We start from the raw sequence: 16341 nt of genomic DNA, 5'->3' as shown, positions 1-16341 counted from the left end.
GGGGGAGGGCGTCGTCTTCGTGGAGTTCGCCGCGGACGATCTGGCGGCGTAGGTGGGCGGCGACGAGTTCGGCGGTCTTCGGAACGCGGACATGCTGCCCGACGCGGTTCGTCGCGAGCAGCGGGCCGGACAGCGCGCGGGCTGGGGTGCCGGGCGACCCGGCGGTGGCCGCCGCGCCGTCCGCCCCGCCGGTGCGCGCGAGGCGTACCGGGTGCGGCGCGATGCGGGGTGTCGAGGTGTCGGTCGGCTGCGTTAACGACATGATCTTGTGCTCCCCCTGGTGGCGGCTGCCCGGCCGGGTACGTCCCCCGTTTCGGGCTGCGACTAATGATGTACGGATAGTGGTCACTGCGATGAGTTGGCTACGAACCGTGCTTACAAAGTCGCATTGTGGCAGCGTGCCGGAACCTGGGGGAGGCGGGGCTGGTGGAGTACCACGCTGTGATCCGCATTCTGTTACTCAGAGTGCATAAGATTGGCGACATGCCATCCGCGCACCGAGCTGATCACTTCGGCTGGGATGGGGCCGCTGGAACCGGAAACGCGACGGCCGCGACGCCGTTGACCAGGGACGCCGTCCCGGCCGTCAGCGCAGCGTGGTAGACGGGACGAGAAGGCGCGCCAGGACGCTCGGCCGGGACCCGACGGCCCCGATCTTGGCATCGACTACAGCCAGTCGTTATCCGACGTGCGGACCGCGGTCTCAGACCGCGGCGGCGACCCGGTCGATGCCGCCGGAGGTCTCCAGTGCCTCGACGGTCACCGCGACCGCGTGCACGACCGAGGCGACCCGGATCGCGTCCTGGATCACCTCGCGGGTGACCCCGCGGCCGCGCAGCTCGTGCTCGTGGGCGGTCAGGCAGCGGCCGCAGCCGTTGATCGCGGAGACCGCCAGCGACCAGAGCTCGAAGTCGACCTTGTCGACACCGGGGTCGGCGAGGGCGTTCATCCGCAGGCCGGCCCGCAGCCGGGAGTACTCCTCGTCCTCCAGCAGGTGCAGGCTGCGGTAGTAGACGTTGTTCATCGCCATCAGCGCCGCCGCGGTGCGCGCCGCGGCGGCCGCCTCGGCGGTCAGGTGGTCGAGCGCCTCGGGCTCCAGCTCGACCAGCGCGGTGCGCCCGCGGCTGGCGATGGCCGCCGCGAGCACCGTGCCCCAGAGCTGCTGGGCGGACAGGTTCGACTGGCTGGTCACCGAGCCGAGGTTGAGGCGCAGGTCGCGGGCGTAGTCGGGAAGCAGTTCCCGCAGGCGGGCGACGGCCATCAGGCCGCCACCTCGGCCGGGGCGGGCGCCGCGGCACCCAGCGTCGCCTGGCCCTTCTGCCAGTTGCAGGGGCACAGCTCGTCGGTCTGCAGCGCGTCGAGCACCCGCAGGACCTCCGCCGGGTTCCGCCCGACGCTGCCCGCGGTGACCATGACGAACTGGATGACGTTGTCCGGGTCGACGATGAAGGTCGCCCGCTGCGCCACGCCGTCGTCGCCGAGCACCCCGGCGGCGGCGGTCAGGTCCTTGCGGATGTCGGCGAGCATCGGGAAGGGCAGATCGGTCAGGTCCGGGTGGTTCTGCCGCCAGGCCAGGTGGACGTACTCGCTGTCCGTGGACACGCCGAGGACCTGCGCGTCCCGGTCGGCGAACTCGCCGTTGAGCCGGCCGAACGCGGCGATCTCGGTGGGGCACACGAACGTGAAGTCCTTCGGCCAGAAGAACACGACGCGCCACGCGCCGGGGCGGCTGGTGGCGGTCTCCCGGACGAAGGCGGTGTCGGGGTCGTTGGAGACGACTCCGGTCAGGTCGTAGGCGGGGAAGGCGTCGCCGACGGTAAGCACGTCGAGGTGGTCCTCTCTGCGGTGGTGATCGGGTCTGCGGGGGTGATCGGGTCTGCGGTGATGTTCGGGTCTGCGGTGGTGATCGGGCAGGACCCACTCTCGCTACCATCGACCCAGAAAGGAAATCGAAAGATTCGGCAAGTTTGATAGCCTCGATCTATGGCTACTCCGCAGCCGACGCTCACCCAGTTGCGTGCGCTCGTCGGCGTCGCCGACCACCGGCACTTCGGCCGGGCGGCGGCGGCGCTGCACGTGAGTCAGCCGACCCTGTCCAGCGCGGTCGCGGCGCTGGAGCGCACCCTCGGCGTCCAGCTCGTCGAGCGCACCACGCGCAGCGTGCTGCTCACCGCGGTGGGCGAGCAGATCGTCACGCGAGCCCGGGGCGTGCTCGGCGCGGTCGACGACATCGCGGAGGTCGCGGTGCGGGCCCGTGCCCCGCTGACCGGCGACATCCGGCTCGGCGTCATCCCCACCGTGGCGCCCTACCTGCTGCCGCGGCTGCTACCCACGCTGCGCGGACGCTGGCCGCAGGCGCGCCTTCGGCTGCGCGAGGCGCAGACCGCGACCCTGCTGGCGGAGCTGCGCGGCGGCGCGCTCGACCTGGCGCTGCTCGCGCTGCCCAACGACGAACCGGGCATCACCGAGATCCCGCTCTACGACGAGGACTTCGTCCTCGTGACGCCCGCCGAGCATCCGCTGGCCGGCGGCAGCGCCGTCCCCGTCGCCGGCCTCGCCGGCCAGGACGTGCTCCTGCTGGAGGACGGGCACTGCTTTCGGGCGCAGGCGCTGGACGTCTGCCGGGAGGCCGGGGCGCGGGAGCGGGCCACGCTGCGGGCGGCCAGCCTGTCGACGATCGTCCAGATGGTCGCCGGCGGGCTGGGGCTGACGTTGCTGCCCGCCGCCGCCGTCGGAGTCGAGGTGGGGGAGGGCCGCGGCCTCGCGGTCGCCACCTTCCGCCGCCCGGCGCCGCACCGGCGCATCGGCCTGGCCTACCGGGCGACCTCGGCGCGCGTCACCGACTGGGGACTGCTGGCCGCGGAGGTCCGCGCCGCGCTGCCCGGGACGGAGCTGGACCTCAGCCCGGTCCCGTCGGTCTAGCCGCCTTCCCGCCCGGTGTCGATCGGCGGCCGAACGGTCACGCCGCGCGGCGACTTCGTGCGCCGCCGGGTCTCGGCGGGAAATCCGGGTAACCCGGGCCGGGTGAACACCCGCAGCCCGGCTCGCGGCGTCTCGCGGCGCTTTCGGTGACCGCTCGGCACATGTTCATCCCCGCTCATCCGCGGCTGAATGCTGCGGGCTTCGTCACGTTTTATCGACGGCCGGCGGGACAGCTAGACAACGTCCGCGACCGGCTGCCGCCGGCGTTCGGCCGACGGGTCGGACCGAGGCGATCACACAGGTGGGTCGCGGCACCACGGCTGGATGGGGTCGGGACGCCGGCCACGACAAAGGTGGTGCACGTGCCCGTGCAGAGGTATGCCCCGATCGCCGGTATGCGAGACACGTCCGTGTCATGCATATGTAACCGGCCGGCCGTAGCGTAGGCCGCCATGAGCGACGCACGGAACGTGGCCGTCGGCGTCGAGGAGGAGTTTCACATCCTCGATCTCACCACCCGCCAACTTGTTCCCCGGGCCGAGGAAATACTGCAGCGGCTGGACAAGGACTCCTTCTCTCCGGAACTGTTGAAATCCGTCGTCGAGACGAACAGTCAGCCGACGGTCGATCTACTGGCCCTGCGATCCAACCTGCTGGACCTGCGCCGCCGGCTGGCCGAGGCGGCGGGCGAGCTGGGGCTCGGGCCGGCGGCGTCGGGCACCGTGCCGATCCTCGACATGGATCTGCTCGACGTCTCGCGGGACGCCCGCTACGAGCAGATGACCGAGGACTACCAGATCGTCGCCCGGGAGCAGCTCATCTGCGGCGCCCAGGTACACGTCGACGTCGCCGACCGCGACCTGGCCATGGCCGTCGTCGCCTGGACCGCCCCCTGGCTGCCGATGCTGCTGGCGCTGTCGGCCAGCTCGCCGTACTGGCTCGGCGCCGACAGCGGCTACGCGAGCATGCGCACGCTGGTCTGGCAGCGCTGGCCCACCGCCGGCGTCGCCGGGTCGTTCAAGACCGCCGCCGAGTACGACCAGCTCATCGCCGATCTGATCAAGTCCGGGGTGATCAGCGACCCGGGCATGGTGTACTTCGACGTCCGCCCCTCGGCCCACCTGCCCACCGTCGAGCTGCGCATCTGCGACGCCTGCCCGGACGTGGACAACGTCATCCTCATCGCCGGGCTGTTCCGGGCCCTGGTGGGCCGGGCGATCGAGGAGATCGAGGCCGGCGGCCAGGCCCCGCCCCCGCGCGCCGAGCTGCTGCGGGCGGCGACCTGGCGGGCGGCCCGGTCCGGGCTGGAGGGCGACCTCGTCGACATCCTCGGTGCGGGCCCCGTGCCCGCGCGCGCCATGCTGCGCCGGATGCTGGAGGAGGTGCGCCCCCAGCTCGAGCGCTACGACGACTGGGAGCTGATCGACAACCTCGCCGAGCAGGCGGCCGGCCGGGGCAGCTCGGCGCTGCGCCAGCGCCGGGCGTTCGCCCGCCGCGGACTGCTCACCGACGTCGCCGACCTGATCCTCGCCGAGACCCGCGACGTCCCGCCGGCCGGCGCGTCGCTCGGTGCCGCGCCCGCGGTGTCCGCTCCCGACCAGATCGCGCCGATCCTGCTGGAGCGCTACCAGCCGACCGGCTACGACGAGGTCGTCGACGAGCACGGCGCCGTCCGGCCCCAGTACCGGGCGGTGATGCGCACCCTGGAGCGGCTCGGCCCGGACACCCTCGACGAACGCGTCGGCGCCCGCGAGGCCGAGCAGACCGACCGGGGCATCACGTTTCGGGTCAACGGGGACTCGGCGAGCCGGCCGTTCCCCTTCGACATCGTGCCGCGCATCGTCGCCGCCGACGACTGGGCCGTGCTCGGCCGGGGGCTCGGGCAGCGGGTCCGCGCGCTGGAGGCGTTCCTGCACGACATCTACGGCGAGCGGGCCGCCGTCGCCGACGGCATCGTCCCGCCCTGGGTGGTCAACGATGCCCCCGGGCTGCGCCACGGCGGCCGCGCCCCCGGCCGCGACGCGATCCGGATCACCACCGCCGGCATCGACCTCGTCCGCGGCGGTGACGGCGGCTGGCTGGTGCTCGAGGACAACCTGCGGGTGCCGTCCGGGATCGCCTACGCCGTGGAGGGCCGCCGGCTCGCCGAGTCGGTGCTGCCCGAGCTCGGGCCGCCGCCGGGCATCCTGCGGCTGGGCACCGTGCCCGCCCTGCTGCACGACGCGCTCGTCGCCGCGGCGCCACCCGCCGTCACCGGCGAGCCCGCGGTCGCCGTCCTGACCAGTGGGCCGGCCGACTCCGCCTACTTCGAGCACGCCATGCTCGCCGAGGAGATGGGCGTCCCGCTGGTCGAACCCGACGCGCTGCTCGTCGACGACGACGTCGTCTACCGGGTCGACGACGGCCGCCGCCGCCGCGTCGACGTCCTCTACCGGCGCATCGACGAGGACGAGCTGTTCGGCGCGCCGGGCGCGGACGACGCCCCGCTCGGCCCGGCGCTGCTGCGGGCGGTCCGCGCCGGGCGGGTGAGCGTCGCGAACGCGCCAGGCAACGGCATCGGCGACGACAAGGTCGTCTACGCCTACGTGCCCCGGATGGTCACCTACTACCTGGGTGAGCAACCCGTCCTCGACGACGTGCCGACCTATGTCTGCGGCGACCCGGAGCAGTGCGAGCACGTGCTGGCCAACCTCGACCAGCTCGTCGTCAAGCCGGTCGACGGCTTCGGCGGCTCCGGCGTCGTGATCGGCCCGCACGCCGAGCCGTACCAGCTCACCGCGGCCCGGGAGCGGATCCTGGCCGACCCGCGGCGCTGGATCGGCCAGGAGGTGGTCTCCCTGTCCACCCATCCGACCTGGCACGACAGCCACCTCGAGCCGTGCGCGGTGGACCTGCGGGTGTTCGTCTACGCCGGCACCGAGCCGGTCGTCGTGCCCGCGGCGCTCAGCCGGGTGGCCCCGCCCGGCAGCCTCATCGTCAACTCGTCCCAGGGCGGCGGTTCCAAGGACACCTGGATCCCGCGCCGCTGAGCTGACCCACGACCGCCGTCGTACCCCGCCGAGGCTCTCGGCGGGGCATGACGGCGTGCCGGCGGGCGAGTGCCGGCGGGCGGCAGTTCCGGCGAGCGAAGCGGTCCTCGGTCGCAACCGTGGGGACACGAGGCTGAAATCTCCGGCGTCGAAGGTGGACGGACGATCGTGCACCCTCATGCCGGGCAGGACTGCCCGGGGAATGGATCTCACCTGAACTGACTGATCGACGGGAGCGCACATGTGCGGGCTGAGTGGTGAGCTGAGGTTCGACGGCCGGGGAGCGGACGTCGACGCGGTGGTGCGGATGACGGCCACCATGGTGCCGCGGGGCCCGGACGGCGCCGGGGTGTGGTCGTCGGGACCGGTCGCGTTCGGCCACCGCCGCCTGAAGATCATCGATCTGTCCGAGCGTGGCGCCCAGCCGATGGTCGACAGCGAGCTGGGCCTGACCACCGCGTTCAACGGGTGCATCTACAACTACCAGGAGCTGCGCGACGAGCTGGCCGCCGCCGGCTACCGCTTCTTCTCCACCTCGGACACCGAGGTGATCGCCAAGGCCTACCACCACTGGGGCACCCGGTGCGTGGACCACTTCGCCGGCATGTTCGCCTTCGCGGTCGCCGAGCGCGACACCGGCCGCCTCGTCCTCGCCCGCGACCGGCTCGGCATCAAGCCGCTGTACCTCGCCGCCGACGCCGAGCGGCTGCGCTTCGCCTCCACCCTGCCGGCGCTGCTTGCCGGGGGCGGCGTCTCCTCGGACATCGACCTCGTCGCCTTCCACCACTACCTGTCGTTCCACTCGGTGGTGCCGGCTCCGCACACCATCCTCGCCGGAGTACGCAAGCTGCCCGCCGCCACCGTGCGGGTCGTCGAACCGGACGGGACCTGGACCGACGAGGTGTACTGGAGCCCGAGCTTCACCCGCGACCCCGCGCACGCCGACTGGACCGCCCGCGACTGGCGGGACGCCATCGCCGAGAAGCTGCGCGTGGCGGTGCGCCGGCGCATGGTCGCCGACGTGCCCGTCGGGGTGCTGCTGTCCGGCGGGCTGGACTCCAGCCTGATCGTCGCCCTGCTCGCGGAGGCCGGCCAGCACGGCCTGGCCACGTTCAGCGTCGGCTTCGAGGCGGCCGGCGGCGAGTCCGGCGACGAGTTCGCCTACTCGGACATCATCGCCAGGCACTTCGAGACCGACCACCACCAGATCCGGGTGCCGGGCAGCCGGCTGCTGCCCGCCGTCGACGCCGCCGTCGCCGCGATGAGCGAGCCGATGGTCAGCCACGACTGCGTCGCCTTCTACCTGCTCTCCCAGGAGGTCTCCCGGCACGTCAAGGTCGTGCAGTCCGGGCAGGGGGCCGACGAGGTCTTCGCCGGCTACTCCTGGTACCCGCCGCTGGCCGGCGTCGCGCGTGACCAGACCGTCGACGCCTACCTGCGGGTCTTCGCCGACCGACCGCACCGCGACATGCCGGCGATGGTCGAGCCGCACCACCTCATCGAGGCCGATGCCAGCCGGCACTTCGTCGCCTCCCACTTCGCCCGGCCGGGCGCCGAGACGTCCGTCGACGCCGCGCTGCGCCTCGACTCGACGGTCATGCTCGTCGACGACCCGGTGAAGCGGGTCGACAACATGACGATGGCCGCGGGCCTGGAGGCGCGCACCCCGTTCCTCGACCACGAGCTGGTCGAGCTCGCCGCGGCCTGCCCGCCCGAGTTCAAGCTCGCCTCCGGCGGCAAGGGCGTGCTCAAGGACATCGGCCGCCCGCTCATGCCGGTCGACGTCATCGACCGGCCCAAGGGGTACTTCCCGGTGCCGGCGATCCGCCACCTGGACGGCCCGTTCCTCGACCGGGTCCGCGACGCGCTCACCGACCCGGCGGCGAAGTCCCGCGGCCTGTTCCGCCCGGCGTGGATCCAGGCGATGCTGGCCGCCCCGAACGACAACCGCACGACCCTCGGCGCGAACGCCCTCTGGCAGGCCGCGCTGCTCGAGATGTGGCTCCAGACTCAGGGAGTGACGTGACGCTACAAAGTGACGTGACGCTGGGCAGTGACACGGTCCTGGGGAACGTGATCCGCCTCCCCAGGTCGGGGCGTGCCGGTCGGCTCGGGGAGTCCGATCTGGGGCGGGAGTGGGTGGCGGCCGAGGGAGTGCGGGCGCCCGCCCTCGCGTCCGACGGCCGGCTCGCCTACGTCGCGGACGGGCCGGCCGGGCCCGCCCTGTGGATCCGGGACGCCGACGGCCGGCGGCGTCGCGTGGACACCGGCCCCGGGCATGTCCGCGCCGCGCTGTGGTCGCCGGCGGGCGACCTGATCGCCGTGCACGTGGCGCCCGGCGGCGGGGAGCTCACCGAGGTGCGCGTCGTCGCCGCCGACGGTGACGACGGCGGCCCGCGCAGCCTGGCCGGTGGGGACGGCCGCGCCGCTGTGCCGGCCCGCTGGACCGCCGACGGGCTCGCCCTCGTCGTCACCGAATCCGACCGCGCCGACCGGGCCGGGCGCACCGCCGCCGTGCTGGTCGGTCTCGACGGCCGGCGGGCCCGGCTCGCCGAGGGCGTCGCCCTGCAGGTCTGCGACCTGGTCGACCTCGATCACGCCGGCTCGGCCGGCCCCGGGGTTCCCGGTGCGGGCGGCCCGGGCGCGCAGGACACGATCTCCGGTGGGCTCGCCGGCGTCGGCGGGGGCGATCCGCTGGCGGGCGCCTACCGGCTGCTGCTGCGGGAGGGGCCGCGCGGGGTTCGCCGCGCGATCGTCGTCGACGTCCGGCTCACCCCGCCGGCGGGCGGCGGTGCGGCCCACTCGTCGTGGGAGCTGCCCGGCGGCACCGCGACCGTCCTCACCGGCCGCTTCACCGCGGGCGGGCGTCGGGTGCTGCTGGTGAGCGACCTCGGCCGGCAGCGGGCCGCCCTGCTCGACGTCCCCGTGGACACCCCCGGCTCCACCGTGGTGATCGCCGAGCGTCCCGACGCCGACGTGGAACGGTTCGTCCTGCTCGGCCGGCCCGACCCCGACCCCGAGCGGGCGGCCGCCGACCCCGAGCGGGCGGTCGTCGTCTGGAACGTGGCGGGACGCAGTGAGCTCACGCTCGTCGACCTGTCGGGCGGCCGGTGCCGGCCGCTGCCGGCACCGCCCCGCGACGTCGTCACCGCCCTGCAGGCCCGCCCCGACGGCCAGGAGCTGATCCTCGCCCTCGAGGGCGCCGCGGCCCCCGGGGAGCTGTGGACCTGCGACCTGACCGCCCCGGCCGGCGCCGGCCGGCCGGCGCTCGACCCCGCCCGCTACCGATGTCTGGTCTCGCACGCCCCCACCCGCCCGGCGGCGCTGGTTCGCCCCGTGCCGCACACCCTCACCGCGCACGACGGCCAGGAGCTGGCCGGCTGGTGGTACCGTCCGCCGGCGCCGCCGGGCCCGCTGCCGACCCTGGTGTACCTGCACGGCGGCCCCGAGGCTCAGGAGCGTCCGACGTTCAACCCGCTGTTCCACGCGCTGCTCGCCCGCGGGATCGCCGTGTTCGCGCCGAACGTGCGCGGCTCCACCGGGTACGGCCGGGCCTTCGAGGAGGCCGATCACACCCACCGCCGGTTCGACGGCATCGAGGACGTGGCGAGCTGCGTGCGGGACCTCGTCGACACCGGCCTGGCCGACCCGGAGCGGATCGGGATCGCGGGGCGCTCCTACGGCGGGTACCTGACGCTGGCCGCCCTGGTGCACTTCCCGCAGTTGTTCCGCGTCGGCGTGGATGTCTGCGGCATGGTCGACCTGGAGTCGTTCTACCAGCACACCGAGCCGTGGATCGCGGCCTCCGCGGTGACCAAGTACGGCGATCCGGTCACGCAGCCCGCGCTGCTGCGGGCGCTGTCGCCCCTGCACCGGATGAGCGCCCTGGCGGCGCCGCTGCTCGTCGTCCACGGCGAGAACGACACCAACGTCCCGGTGATCGAGGCCGAGCAGACGGTGGCTGCGGCCACCGCCCGTGGCGTCGACTGCCGCTACCTGCTGTTCCCCGGCGAGGGGCACGAGGTGGTCGAGCTGGCCAACCGGGTCCGGTTCGTCCGGACCGCCGTCGACTGGCTGGCCGCGCACCTGCTCGCTGCGCGGCTGCCGCAACCGCGCAGCGTCTCGCCAGCCCCGCCCGCCCTGTCGGCGTCGCCCGCCGGGCTCGGCTCAGGTGGTCCGGCAGGTTCGTTCGAGCAGGACGAGCTCGCCCACCTCGTCGTCCTCGGCCCGGCCGATGGCCGCGAAGCCCAGGCGGGCGGCGACCGCGAGCGCCACCCCGGCGTGGGGTGGCAGGGTCATCAGCGCCCGGCGCACCCGAGGTTCGCGGAAGGCCCAGTCCAGCAGCAGGCAGCCGCTCTCGACGGCGTAGCCGCGTCCGGTGTGTCCGGCGAACGTCGCCTGGCCGAAGGTGACGCAGCCGTCGGCGTCCGGTGGGCCACCGAGGCCGGGTGAGGCGACGGCCGTGCCCGTGGCCCCTTCGACGGCCAGCCACGTCCACCAGCCGGCGGCCGCCGACTCGGTCAGCGACCGGCCGCGGACCGGGCCGAGGGCGGCGTCGAGCAGCGGCGGCGGCTGGATGCCGGTGGTGATCCGGGTGCCGGTGAGTGACTCCAGCTCACCGCACCGCCCGGCCCGCAGCGCGCCGATGCCGGCCACGGTCAGCGGCCGCAGGACCAGCCGCGGGCCACGCAGCACCGGCTCGGCGACGATCCCGGCCGGCGACCGATCGCCGCCGTCTGTCCGGCTGTTCTCCACGCCCCTCACCCCGCTCCGGATCCCACCCCGTGCCGGCTTCATCAGGGCGTCACCCTGGCGCCGCGTGCCGCAACCGCCCGCTGCCGATCGGCGGCGGGCGGACCGATGGCCGCAGCAGGGTAGCCCGCAGCGGCGCCCCGCGGCGAATCGTTTTCCGGACGTCACCGCGGCCGGGAAGGACCGGGACGGACGGACGCGCAGGCCATGGCGGCCGGGCGGAACCCGCCCGCCGGGGCCGGCGGCGGGGCCGCGGTGACCGACTCCACCGGTTCCGGCCGGACCTCGGCACGCACATCACCTGATGGCACTGACACAATACGGCCCGTGAAAATCGAGGAGTTGGAGGCGGAGCGGACCTGGTTGGCATTCGACCCCATGCGCCAGTTGCGCCCGCATCTGACGTCGACGGGGTTCGTCCGGCTCGTCAACGAGGTACAGCGGCCCGAAGGGTACCGACTCGTCGCGTCCTGGGACGGCGAACTCGGCCGGGTCGCCGCCGCGCTCGGCTTCCGGCAGGTGAACTCGCTGGCCGCCGGGCGGCACCTGGCCGTCGACGACCTCACGACCCTGCTCGCCGCGCGCGGACGGGGCCACGCCACCCGGCTGCTCGCCTGGGCGGAACGGGAGGCTCGCCGCCTCGGCTGCGAACACATCCACCTCGACGCCGACACCCACCGCCACGAGGCGCACCGCCTCGCCCTGCGCGCCGGCTACTCCATCTCCGCCTTCCACCTCACCCGCCGCGTGTAGGTGCACGAGCAGGTCCGAAGCCCAGGCGGGCAATGATCGGCAAGGTCGATGGTCGTCGAGGTCAAGGTCGAGGTCGAGTCGCGCGGGGAACCCTCATCGCACTGCCCAACCGGCCACACGGGCGGGTACGGGTAGCCCCCCGGCGAACTGACCGGGCAGCTCCGTCGCCCGGTGGTGGCCGGACGATCTACCGTCGGCTCAGTCGGACGGACCACGGCCGTGGTCCGCCGGGCCGGTCCGGTCGGAGACGGCGCGAGGGGGTGGCGGTGAGTCCGGTGCAGGCGACTGACGGCGCGGGTCGCTTCGGCGGTCCGGCCGGGTCGGGGCGGTCGGCCGGGTCGGGGCGGGGGGTGCTGCCCGTGCTGCGGCGGACGTACGCGGGGCCGGCGTGGGCGGGCACGGCCTTCGTCGCCCTGACCGGCGCCGTCGCGCTGCCGGTGTTCCTCGCGGTGCTCGTCCCGATCCTGCTGGGCGTGCCGCTGTTGCTGCTGGCCCTGATCGGGGTGCCGCTGATCTGGTTCAGCCTCGTCGTGGCGAGCCTGTCGACCCGGTTCGACGCCTGGCGGTTCGAGACGATGCTCGGCCGCCGGTTGCCGCTGCGGCGTTCACCCGTGCGTGACCCGGACCGCCGGTCGGGGCTCGTCGGCCGGTTCGGGGCCGAGCTGCGGCGGTTGCGGGCCGGCGGAAGCTGGCTCAACGTGCTGTACGTGCTGGTCGTGGCGCCGCTGTTCGGCTGGTTCGGCGGCTGGCTGCTGTTCGCCGCCTGGGGCGGTGGGCTGGCCTTCCTGTTCTTCCCGGCCTACGGGTACGCCCTCGCCGGGGGAGACCGGATCTTCGGGCAGTACCTCGGCTACGGCGGTGCGGTCGCCCTGCACGTGGGCCTCGGGGTCGCCGCGCTGCTCGCCGCCCCCTGGCTCGCCCGCGGGCTGACGGCGGCGCACTATCTGGCGGCCCGCTGGCTGCTGTCCCCGCGCGGCGAGGAGCTGCTCGCCCAGCGGGTGGAGGACCTGGAGTCCAGCCGCGCCGGGATGGTCGCCGCCGCGGCGGCCGAGCGGCGGCGGATCGAACGTGACCTGCACGACGGCGCCCAGCAGCGGCTCGTCGCCGTCGCGATGACCCTCGGGCGGGCGCAGGCCCGCTTCGCCGAGGATCCGGACGCCGCCGCCGGCCTGGTCGCCGAGGCGCACGCGGAGACGAAACGGGCCCTGGCCGAGCTGCGTGACCTTGCCCGTGGCATCCATCCGTCGGTGCTGACCGACCGTGGGCTGGACGCGGCGCTGTCCGGGCTCGCGGCCCGCTGCCCGGTCCCGGTCACCGTGGACGTGGACCTCGACCCGGCGCGGCGAGGCGAGGCCCCGCCAGGCCGAGGCGATGCCCCGCCAGGCTGGAGCGATGACCCGCCAGGCTGGAGCGATGACCCGGCATGGCGGCGAGATGACCCGGCGTGGCGGCGAGATCCGGACGCCGAGGCGGTCGCCTACTTCTTCGTGGCCGAGGCGCTGACCAACATCGCCCGGCACGCCCGGGCGTCCCAGGCCCGTGTCGTCGTGCGCCGCGGCGGGGGACGGCTGACCGTGGAGGTCGCCGACGACGGCCGCGGCGGCGCCCGGGAGAGCGGCGGCAGCGGGCTCACCGGCCTGCGCGACCGGGCGCGTGCCGTCGACGGCAGGTTCAGCCTGACCAGCCCGCCCGGGGCGGGCACGACCGTGCGTCTGGAGCTGCCGTGCGCATCATGATCGCCGAGGACTCGGTGCTGCTGCGGGAGGGGCTGACCAGGCTGCTCGAGGACCTCGGCATGACGGTGACGGCCGCGCTCGGCGATGCCGAGACGCTGCTGCGGGCGGTCGCGGCCGAGCCGCCGGACGTCTGCGTCGTCGACGTGCGCCTGCCCCCGACGTTCACCGACGAGGGCGTGCGGGCCGCCCTGGTCCTGCGCCGGCAGTGGCCGGGCGTGGGGGTGCTCGTGCTGTCCCAGTACGTCGAGGAGCGCTACGCGGTCGACCTCATCACCGGGCAGGCCAGCCGCGGCGTCGGCTACCTGCTCAAGGACCGGGTCTCGGACGTGGCGGACCTCCACGAGGCGCTGGCCCGGGTCGCCGCCGGCGGCACCGTGCTCGACCCCGAGGTCGTCGCGCAGTTGCTCGTCCGCTCGCGGCGCCGCGACCCGCTGGACCGCCTCACCCGACGGGAGACCGAGGTGCTGCGCCTGATGGCGGAGGGCCGTTCGAACGCGGCCGTCGCCGCCGCGCTCGTCGTCACCGAACGGGCCGTGGAGAAACACGTCACCAGCATCTTCGCCAAGTTCGACCTTCCGGTGGCCGAGGACGACCACCGCCGCGTCCTCGCGGTGCTGCGTTTCCTGGACGCGGCCGACGGCGGCGCCGGCCGTCCACCCGCAGCGCCGCACAGCGCCCGGAGGTGGCACCGTCATGCCTGACCCGACACTCGAGCCTGACCCGACACTCGAGCCCGCCCCGGCACTCGCGGCACGCGAGCCCGTCTCCACGCTCGAGCCCGATCCGTCACCGCGGGGTGGCAGGGCGATCGCTCTGACCCTCGGCGGCATCCTGGCCGTCGTCCTCACGGTGATCGGGGGGCTCGCCGTCGTCGACGCCACCTCCGGGCGCGGCCAGCGCGTCGAGCGTCGCGCCCTGCCGGCCTCGGTCACCAGCGTCGTCGTCCGTACCCCGAGCGGCGACGTCCACCTGCGCGGACCGGACGCCGCACCCACCGGCGGGACCCGCACGCCCACCGGGACCCGCACGCCCACCGGGACCCGCACGCCCACCGGGACCGGCGCTGACGCCGGGGTCAGGCTGATCGCCAGGATGTCCGGCGTCGTCGAGGTGCCCGAGCTCGTCGTCCGGGTCGACGGCGACACGGCGTACGTCACCACCCGCTGCGGGACGACCTGGGACTGCTCGTCCGACTACGACCTCGAGCTGCCACCGGGAGTGGCCGTCGCCGTGGACACGTCCTCCGGCGACGTCACCGCGGAGGGCCTCGGCGGCGAGGTGCGGCTGCGGACCTCCGCCGGGGACGTGACGGTCAGCCGGCCCAGCGGCGAGCTCGACGTCGTCAGCGGCTCGGGTGACATCCGGGTCCGTGAGGCGCGCACCGGCCGGCTGCACGCCTCGACGTCGTCCGGGGAGGTGCGGGTCGACCAGCTCCTCGCCCCGAACGACCTCGACGTCCACAGCTCGTCCGGAGATGTGCGGGTGCTGCTGCCCGTCGACGGCGAGGGCTACGCCGCCGAGGTGACCACCGATTCCGGGGACCGCACGGTCAACATCCAGAAGGACCCGGCGGCGTCGCGCCGCCTGCGCGCCACGACCTCCTCCGGCGACATCTCCGTGACCTACCGGGACGCGTCCTGACCGGACCGCCTCCGCACCGTCGAGGGCGTGCGCCGTTCCGGTGGCGCCGCCGCGATCGGTGCTGCGGTCGGCGTCCCGGCCGGGGAGATCGTCACGGACCCGCGTCGAGGGGTGGAGCGTTCGGCGTCCCGCAGCAGGTCGAGGGCGTGGCGCAGGCGGGCGTTCTCCCGGTTCAGGCGGCGGATCTCGGCCTGGTGCCGGCTGGCGTCCGCCGGGTCGGGCGCGCTGTCGGGCGACGTCGCCTGGCGTACCCAGGTGCGCAGGGTCTCGGCGCTGATCGTGAGGTTCGCGGCCACGGCCTGGATCGCGGCCCATTCCGAGGGGTGCCGCGCCCGCGCGAGCGCGACGGCGGCGACGGCGTGGGCGCGGAACCGTGGGGGATAGCGGGTGGGTCGTGACATGACGGCTCGCTTCGGGGTTCGAATGCTGAACCTGGGAGGACAGGGTCGGCGCAGGGGTGCGGGTCGGGAATCGGCGCGGGGTCTGGCGAGGGTGGGGCGGCCGGCGCGGGGGCGGGATCCGGTTCAGGGGGGCGGGGCGGACTGTGCGGCCGCAGGCGGCGTGGCGGGGGTGGTGAGGGGGATGACGCGCAGCGAGCCGCCGGGCGGGACGGTGGGGGGATCGGACGGGTCGCCGAGGGATTCGCCGGGTGCCGTGCTGGTGGCGGCGGTGGCCGCAGGCGGGGGCGGCCCGGTGGCCGGGCGGCCGGCGACCGGGTCGGCGGCCGGACGGGGTGCGGACGCCGATCCTGTCGGTGCCGAACGCAAAGGTGCCGGTGTCGGTGTGGGTGTGGGTGTGGGTGTGGGTGCCGGGGACGGAGACAGGGGCGGCGAGGTCGGCGGGGGTGGGTAGGCGGGTAGGGGTGGCACCGGGGCGCCTGGCGTCGCCGCGGTTCGGGGCGTGGCGTCGGTGGCGGCGTAGCCGGTGGTGTAGCCGGCGGTCCAGGCGAGGACGGCGCGGACGTAGCTGGTCGAGGGGTTGTAGCTGAAGATCGCGGCGCGTAGCTGAGCGGGGTCGGCGAGGTCGCGACCGTGCCGGCAGAGGTAGCCGGCGGCGGCGAGGGTGGCGTCGTCGACGTTGTCGGGGTCGGCGCGGCCGTCGCCGGAGTTGTCGCGGCCGGCGCTGGCCCAGGTGGTGGGGATGAACTGCATCGGGCCGACGGCGCGGTCGTAGCGGGTGTCGTGGTCGAGGGTGCCGTGGTCGGTGTCGCGGAGGAGCGCGCGGCCGTCGTGGCCGTCGAGGGGTGGGCCGAGGATCGGGCGGGTGAGGGTGCCGTCGGCGGTGAGGGTGTGGCCGGCGGCGTGGCCGGACTCGATCCGGCCGATGCCGGCGAGGAGCTGCCAGGGGAGGTGGCAGGCGGGGTGTTCGGCGGCCGTGCGGACAGCGGCCGCACGGTAGGCGGTCAGCATGCGGGTGGGGATCCGCCGTTCGGTGGCGGTGAGGACGACGGCGGCGGCGGTGGGGGAGCGGTGGGTGGCCGCGGCGGCGAGCGTCCGGTCGTCGGGGAC

General features: G+C 74.6%; 12 protein-coding genes and 2 pseudogenes. 8 read left to right on the top strand and 6 right to left on the bottom strand.

The features are described from left to right. From FF36_RS29985 to FF36_RS29975, 3 genes and pseudogenes are all read right to left on the bottom strand, one after another. Positions 1–262 (bottom strand): annotated as a pseudogene (locus tag FF36_RS29985) (FadR/GntR family transcriptional regulator); the annotation flags it as partial. A 441-nt stretch (positions 263–703) separates the two neighbouring features. After that, positions 704–1261 (bottom strand): alkylhydroperoxidase, AhpD family, encoded by a 558-nt coding sequence (gene ahpD / locus FF36_RS29980; protein ID WP_044888575.1) that lies wholly within the window; start codon positions 1259–1261, stop codon positions 704–706. Continuing rightward, complete coding sequence (locus tag FF36_RS29975) at positions 1261–1824, bottom strand: peroxiredoxin (protein WP_044888574.1); 564 nt, start codon at positions 1822–1824, stop codon at positions 1261–1263. The genes ahpD and FF36_RS29975 overlap by 1 nt, the downstream gene beginning before the upstream one ends. Before the next feature lie 159 nt (positions 1825–1983). Here FF36_RS29975 and FF36_RS29970 point away from each other — a divergent pair, with 159 nt between their 5' ends. From FF36_RS29970 to FF36_RS29955, 4 genes and pseudogenes are all read left to right on the top strand, one after another. Next, positions 1984–2922, top strand: a complete 939-nt coding sequence (locus tag FF36_RS29970) for a LysR substrate-binding domain-containing protein (RefSeq protein WP_044888573.1) — start codon at positions 1984–1986, stop codon at positions 2920–2922. A gap of 452 nt (positions 2923–3374) precedes the next feature. Then, the gene (locus tag FF36_RS29965; protein WP_044888572.1) at positions 3375–5951 is read left to right on the top strand and encodes a carboxylate--amine ligase/circularly permuted type 2 ATP-grasp protein; all 2577 of its coding nucleotides are present in this window, start codon (positions 3375–3377) and stop codon (positions 5949–5951) included. A 241-nt stretch (positions 5952–6192) separates the two neighbouring features. Beyond that, complete coding sequence (locus FF36_RS29960; RefSeq protein WP_044888571.1) at positions 6193–7977, top strand: N-acetylglutaminylglutamine amidotransferase; 1785 nt, start codon at positions 6193–6195, stop codon at positions 7975–7977. Further along, positions 7863–10028 (top strand): annotated as a pseudogene (locus FF36_RS29955) (S9 family peptidase); the annotation flags it as partial. The gene FF36_RS29960 and the pseudogene FF36_RS29955, both read left to right, overlap by 115 nt. A gap of 90 nt (positions 10029–10118) precedes the next feature. Here FF36_RS29955 and FF36_RS40495 read toward each other — a convergent pair. After that, a complete protein-coding gene (locus FF36_RS40495) occupies positions 10119–10748 on the bottom strand; it encodes a GNAT family N-acetyltransferase (protein WP_339325626.1) in 630 nt (209 codons plus the stop codon). 282 nt (positions 10749–11030) lie between these two features. On the opposite strand from FF36_RS40495, the gene FF36_RS29950 reads away from it, so the two are divergent. The 4 genes from FF36_RS29950 to FF36_RS31920 all read left to right on the top strand — a co-directional run bounded on the left by FF36_RS29950 (position 11031) and on the right by FF36_RS31920 (position 14833). Next, complete coding sequence (locus FF36_RS29950; protein ID WP_044888581.1) at positions 11031–11456, top strand: GNAT family N-acetyltransferase; 426 nt, start codon at positions 11031–11033, stop codon at positions 11454–11456. Between the two features lie 275 nt (positions 11457–11731). Further along, positions 11732–13192: a sensor histidine kinase gene (locus FF36_RS29945; RefSeq protein ID WP_242418509.1), complete on the top strand. Its 1461-nt coding sequence runs from the start codon at positions 11732–11734 to the stop codon at positions 13190–13192. Continuing rightward, positions 13180–13893 carry a response regulator transcription factor gene (locus FF36_RS29940; RefSeq protein WP_044888569.1) on the top strand — a complete coding sequence of 238 codons (714 nt, stop codon included), beginning with the start codon at positions 13180–13182 and terminating at the stop codon, positions 13891–13893. Before FF36_RS29945 ends, FF36_RS29940 begins: the two co-directional genes overlap by 13 nt. Further along, positions 13886–14833 (top strand): DUF4097 family beta strand repeat-containing protein, encoded by a 948-nt coding sequence (locus FF36_RS31920; protein ID WP_052681620.1) that lies wholly within the window; start codon positions 13886–13888, stop codon positions 14831–14833. The genes FF36_RS29940 and FF36_RS31920 overlap by 8 nt, the downstream gene beginning before the upstream one ends. Here FF36_RS31920 and FF36_RS29930 read toward each other — a convergent pair. Together FF36_RS29930 and FF36_RS40245 are read right to left on the bottom strand one after the other, a co-directional pair. After that, entirely contained in the window at positions 14815–15234 is a 420-nt protein-coding gene (locus FF36_RS29930) for a transposase (RefSeq protein WP_063870365.1), read from the bottom strand. The genes FF36_RS31920 and FF36_RS29930 overlap by 19 nt on opposite strands. Positions 15235–15357: 123 nt before the next feature. Continuing rightward, positions 15358–16341, bottom strand: a 984-nt coding sequence (locus tag FF36_RS40245; protein WP_082122358.1) for a lytic transglycosylase domain-containing protein, incomplete at its 5' end; no start/stop codon positions are given.

Origin of the sequence: Frankia torreyi (assembly GCF_000948395.1) — a bacterium.
Lineage (GTDB): Bacteria > Actinomycetota > Actinomycetes > Frankiales > Frankiaceae > Frankia > Frankia torreyi.
This window is presented reverse-complemented; position numbering and strand designations above follow the sequence as displayed.

Bases quoted from the DNA above. Each gene is read 5' to 3' on its own strand.
- FF36_RS40495 (WP_339325626.1), bottom strand. From the start codon at position 10,748: ATGAAGCCGGCACGGGGTGGGATCCGGAGCGGGGTGAGGGGCGTGGAG.
- FF36_RS29930 (WP_063870365.1), bottom strand. From the start codon at position 15,234: ATGTCACGACCCACCCGCTATCCCCCACGGTTCCGCGCCCACGCCGTC.
- FF36_RS29965 (WP_044888572.1), top strand. From the start codon at position 3,375: ATGAGCGACGCACGGAACGTGGCCGTCGGCGTCGAGGAGGAGTTTCAC.
- ahpD (WP_044888575.1), bottom strand. From the start codon at position 1,261: ATGGCCGTCGCCCGCCTGCGGGAACTGCTTCCCGACTACGCCCGCGAC.
- FF36_RS29960 (WP_044888571.1), top strand. From the start codon at position 6,193: ATGTGCGGGCTGAGTGGTGAGCTGAGGTTCGACGGCCGGGGAGCGGAC.
- FF36_RS31920 (WP_052681620.1), top strand. From the start codon at position 13,886: ATGCCTGACCCGACACTCGAGCCTGACCCGACACTCGAGCCCGCCCCG.
- FF36_RS29970 (WP_044888573.1), top strand. From the start codon at position 1,984: ATGGCTACTCCGCAGCCGACGCTCACCCAGTTGCGTGCGCTCGTCGGC.